The sequence below is a fragment of the Lachnobacterium bovis genome (assembly GCF_900111325.1).
Taxonomy (GTDB): domain Bacteria; phylum Bacillota; class Clostridia; order Lachnospirales; family Lachnospiraceae; genus Roseburia; species Roseburia bovis_A.
The window spans coordinates 1-5,541 of sequence record NZ_FOGW01000045.1 but is presented as its reverse complement, the minus strand read 5'-3'; the positions used below and the strand labels follow the sequence as shown (position 1 = coordinate 5,541).

The window sequence follows — 5,541 nt, the reverse complement described above, 5'->3', positions numbered from 1 at the left end:
GTGCAAATGAGGGCGAAAAAAGGATGGATCCAAAATTGAAAATAACTATAGATGAATTAAGGTCTATGATTATTGATATGGAGAGAACTCAGCAGGAATTTGTTGATGATATGAGAAAAAGAATCAATCGAGAATTAACTCGACTTCAAGAAGAGGAAGATGCAATTAGAAGCGAGTTAAATAGGATTGATAAAAGGTAGAGGTGTACGATGGGTAGTAATTCAGGGATTAATATAAATGATAAAGCAGTAAAAAAACTTACTGATGATTTAGATAAAGCAGCGGATTTATTTAAAAATGTATCACAAAAAAATCATGATAGTAAAACAACTTTGACAGCAGTAAAAAAGTCAAAAACATCATTTAGTAATATTTCTCAGAAAGTGAAAGAAATAAATTCAACAACGAAAAATGAAGCTAAAAGATTAGACGAAATCAAAGAGAAATATAAAAAAATGGATCAGGAACAAGGCAAAAAAAATAGCAGTAAATAATAAAAGGAGTAAGGATATGTGTCAAAAATTTTATTTAAATCCAAGTACAGTTAAAACGGAGTGTGATGAAGGAATTTCCACATGCATTAAAGAGACATCTAATGTGGCAAGTGCTATAAATTCATACAGTGAAATAAGCAATACCACAGATATAAAATGTGCAGGATTTAACTGTGAAAAAGAGCTAGTTGAAGATATGAAAGCATATTTTTCGATGATAAATGCAATGATTACAGAATATCAGAATTCATATTTTAAATTAAAGAATACAGTGGGTGATGAAGTACTAGATTCTGAAGAATTACAACATGACGCTCAGTTGCTTTCGGCTGTTTCAATGAATTTAGGGACATCGTTTAAAGCAGGATTTAATGCTTCAACAAAAAGTTTGGATAAGCTATTGGGTAAGGAGTATTCAGCACACAGACAACAATCAATGCAACAGATTCAAAATGTGAATAATAAAGTGGATGAAGCAAAAGCTATTATTGAAAAAAAAACTGAAAAATATAATCAGATAGAGAATGCAACAAAAGCATTATTTGATGCAGGAAATGGATACAAGAGTACAGCAGAAAAGATTCTTGCTTCGGTGCAAAAAGGGGCTGTAAAAGATGGAAATTATTCGCAAGATAAAAAAGCATCCTGGAGAAAAGAATACAAGAGTTATTCAAAAAAATTGAATGAATTGTATGATGAAAGAAACAATTTGTATTTTGAATCTAAAAATTTAACAAAGGAACAAATTCAGAAATATACAAAAAGTAATAATTGTACATCAGATGATTTATATGACACATTGATTAATATAGAAAAAAATGATGATAAAAAAGGAACTTCTTTAAATTGTGCAGTTAACATTATAAAAGGTGATTATAAGGCAGCGTTTAAGGGGATTAAAGCAGATAATTTAAACGAATATGCTAAAAGATTTGTACAAACTAATGGTTTTAATAAGTATTATTATTTTAATTCTAATCCAGATGATAAAAATGCTGAAAAAGATTTGGAAAAATTTTATAATGCAATGCTAGATGATGGTGTTGAAAGGTCTGATAAAGAAGCGTATGAAAGAAGCAAGGGCTTTATTGAACTTATGAAACAAGGTGCAGAGGACACATATAAAGAGTTACTTGGTAAAACGGTTTATATATGCGAAAAAGATGAGGTTAATAATTATGAATCAAATATAATGCAGAATGCTGTGAAAGCACTTGAGCGTTCAAAAAGCTTCATAATGTTTAATTATGACATATTTGACCAGTTTAAAGAAACACAATATAAATATAAGGTTGAAAGTCAACCAAATAATCCGTTTGGACCATATATATTAGCATCTAGTACGTATGCTTGGCCTAAGATGATAACAAATATTTCATATCCGGAGAATACTAATACGAATGACAATAAAATTGATAATATTATTATACATATGGATATATATGATTCATTTACTTTTAAAACAAAAAATAAAAAGTTTGAAGAGAAGTATTATCAGGATAAAAGTGTAAAGGATGCTGAACAAAAAATTAAAGCAATTGAATCTGAAATAAAAGAAGGTCCACATGCTGTAAAGGATTGGGCAAAAGATACATCAAAAAGTGCATTGGTAGCTGGTATAACTGCGATAAATCCTATTTATGGAGTTTTCGCAGATGTTTTGATTTCTTCATGTGGCAATGACATGGATAGGGATAAGGCTTTAGAGTTAGCAGGCGAGATTTATGGGGGAGAGTTTGACGAAAATCTAGATATAAATGAAAAAGTAAAAGATATTACTAAAAAACCTGTTAAAGATATGCAAAATTCTTTATCAAGAATTCCTGGAGTATCAAAGATAAGAAATAGTCATGCTCTTGTTCAAAGTTCGGGATTTGCAAAGGGGATGGCAGGAGCTACTATGGAGGTAGGAAATTTGTTAGGATTATATGATGCAATTGAAGAAGATAAGAATTTTTTAAAAAATAAAAGAAAAGAAATCAAACAAGTATATGAAGATAATATAATGACATATGTTTCGTCTGGTGAGGATGGCGATAATGAACATTATAGTGCGTTTGAACAAGGGGATATAGCATCAATTTTAGCTTATAGAAAGTTAAAGAGAGGTCTTTTATCTAGAGAACAACAAAATGATAATGTAAAGTATGTTATAAAAGGATGTATACCAGATTCACAAAAGTCAAATCCGAAGAAAAAAGGACAGAATTTTACAGACTGGTATAAGAAAAAAGATTTAGAGAAGGTTTATGGATTATCACTTAGTGAAATTAAAAAAATTATCAGAAAAGGTGTTAATAGTGGTATGAGTACAGATGAAATCCATAAATATTGTGAAGCTAGTAGAGCAGTAGAGCAATATCTTGATAAAAATCAGGAAGATTCTTTGATTTCTGCTATAAAAAAGGAAAGGGATAAAATTTCAGTGAGTCTTAAAATGAGATGAAAATGAAGTTAAATTTTCAAGGAGGCATTTGACAGGTGAAAAAATCGGATATTAAGCAAGATTCAAAACTAAAGAAAAAAAACAAGAAGAGAAAATGGTTAATATTTATCATGTGTTTGGTTTTATTATTACCAGTAGCAGTAGTATATTTTGTGCCGTTTGATTTTAAGTATGTAAAGGTAAAAACTAAATTTGAAAACATGAATTTTTCTGCTATTGAATTAGTGGAAAGAAGTACGACGCCAGGTGATAGTGTTTGTCTAGTTTTTGACAAAAAAAAATATAAAGGGAGTTGTTATTTCCAGAGAATTTCTTCGAATAGATTTGCAACTTTTAAAGCAGAGTATTCACAACGAAAATTTGATTTTTTTACAACTATGAAAAATCATTTTTATGATGCTCATAATGAATACCGTTACGCATGGCATTTTGATAGAAAGTATATTATCGATGAGTTCCTTCCAAAAGATTATTTCATGAGAATGGATAGTTTAAAAATACAGTATTATAACGTTGACAAGAAAAAAGTTGAAAAAGAAGAAGAATTGATGCCGTATTTAAAAAAATATGATAAAAATAATGCTCTGTATGGAATAAAGGCAAAAAAAACTTGGTTTTTAAAGAATAATTATATAGGTATGCCGGTTATTTTTTGCAATGGAAAAATATTACAAAAAAATTCAGAGGGATATCAAGTGTTTTATGATGAGTATAGTAATGACGAAAAGTTTAAACCTTATGAAACAGAAAGTTTAAAGTCTGAAAAAACGGGTTATATGAATGCTGATACTTTTAAGGAACTGATGAGAACTAATAAAGCTAAAATAGATACCTATTGTTTTGTAAGTGATCCTTATTGTGATTTATACATTAGTGTTGATTCTAGTGAATTGCCTAAAAAAAATGCAAAACTATATAAGGTTTATCCAAAACTAAAGAAATATATTGGTAAGCAGGGTAAATGCATAAACTTCTATATAAATGGAATAAATAATCCAGATCAATTAGTTGAATATTTTTTACCGATAGGACAAAAAGTTTCTTATGGTAAAAAAGGATTAAATTTAGAAAAAGCAAATCCTTATGATGATTACTATAAAGGAAAAGTTTGTAGAAATTTCCAAGAGTATTTAGATATTCAAAAACAAAAAGAAACAGAAAAATAAGCAAGTGATAATTGGGAGAAGATAAATGAAAAATAATATTTTGGACAAAATAATAGATATAAAATTTCTATATGCCATTGTTATTGTAAGTGCTATTATAGGCTTTATTGTTAAAGAAAATGGTATACCTAGCTTTAATAGTATGCTTGAAGCAGAAAGTAATAAATATAATAATTCAAAAACAAGAGATATTTATTATTGGGATATAAAAGATAAATTATATTCAACGGGGTCATTGTTTAGTAGAATGAAAGCGGTATATAGAAAAAAAAGTAGTGGAGATTGTTGTATTGTAAAAAGGAAAGGAACAGATAATTCCTTTGAGTATGATATGAGAATTGATACAAATAGGTTCATAAGTTATGAAGCACAGATTTTGAAAAGAATGTGTATTAATGAGAATAGTAGGGGCGATTATGTTGATTTTTGTAAAAAAGTAGAAATTCAGATTTATAATATTAATACTCAAAAAGTTGAAAAAAAAGTTGATGTATTAACAGAAATAAAAAAACTGATTGAGAATACAGATTTCCAATCAGATGTACGCAAAAAACTAGTTGAAAGTTCTCAAAAGGATAAAGACGGAATCTTGGTGAAGGGAGAATTCCAAAATCCAATCATTTGTGCTGACAAATCAGGAAAGCGTATAATGGTTTTTGAAATTCCTAAACAACTAGATTGTAAAACAATCGATAGTTTTGAATATTTTGCATATTATATCGATGAAGATCAGATGAAGAAAATCTCATTTGATGAGTTGCCAGATCGAATAAAAGATTCTGGTTCAAATGAGCTTAAAGATAAAGAAAGCATTGAGAGTGGAGATGATTCAAGCCTTAATAAAAAAAATGATAAGCTGGTATTAAAAACACAACTAGCTCAATCAGCATTAAAAACACAAACACAAGAACGAAACAGCTATTGCTTGAAAAACTACATGGACAGAGCTTCATTTGAAACTTTATTAGATTCAAACAAAATCAAATATCGAGCAACATATTTAAGTGATGTTGCTAAGACTCCGGTGCATATAAAAATGCTTGGAAGCGACTTGGATAAGTCATCAAAACTTGCCAAGAAGTTCCCAGAATTTGCAAAAAAATATGCAAGTGATGACTATGTAATTGATTGGTATGCAGGAGATGAAAAAAATTCTGACGAGATTGCCAAACAGCTTTTACCAGAAGGTAAAAAATTAAATTATGATACAGTTCATGTTGGAGATGATTGTGCTAAAAATTTAAAGAACGCATCAGTTGATAGTTTGAAGGACTATTATAAGAAAGTCAAACCAGAGTGTGTTGTTCAAGGCATGAAATATTAATCAGCATTTATCTCTTTTCACGTACCTACGCCCTAGGAGGTGAAGGTTTGAAGGGCAAAACAATAAACACAAAAGAAACTAAAGCAAACAGCTACGAAAAAAACAGAAAAC

Annotated in this window: 5 protein-coding genes; all 5 read left to right on the top strand. The window is 29.2% G+C overall.

Translation table 11 applies throughout. The annotated features are described in order from the left end of the window. Window positions 1-200 (top strand): hypothetical protein (locus BMY79_RS12240; RefSeq protein WP_207645461.1); only part of this gene is annotated, 200 nt, incomplete at its 5' end. A gap of 9 nt (window positions 201-209) precedes the next feature. Continuing rightward, window positions 210-494 carry a TIGR04197 family type VII secretion effector gene (locus BMY79_RS11515; RefSeq protein WP_074731015.1) on the top strand — a complete coding sequence of 95 codons (285 nt, stop codon included), beginning with the start codon at window positions 210-212 and terminating at the stop codon, window positions 492-494. Window positions 495-510: 16 nt separating this feature from the next. Next, window positions 511-2,940: a hypothetical protein gene (locus BMY79_RS11510; protein WP_074731014.1), complete on the top strand. Its 2,430-nt coding sequence runs from the start codon at window positions 511-513 to the stop codon at window positions 2,938-2,940. A 35-nt stretch (window positions 2,941-2,975) separates the two neighbouring features. Next, on the top strand, window positions 2,976-4,106 hold the full coding sequence (locus tag BMY79_RS11505) for a hypothetical protein (protein WP_074731013.1): 1,131 nt from the start codon (window positions 2,976-2,978) through the stop codon (window positions 4,104-4,106). A gap of 25 nt (window positions 4,107-4,131) precedes the next feature. Beyond that, window positions 4,132-5,430 (top strand): hypothetical protein, encoded by a 1,299-nt coding sequence (locus tag BMY79_RS11500; RefSeq protein ID WP_074731012.1) that lies wholly within the window; start codon window positions 4,132-4,134, stop codon window positions 5,428-5,430. The last annotated feature ends 111 nt before the right edge of the window (window positions 5,431-5,541 follow it).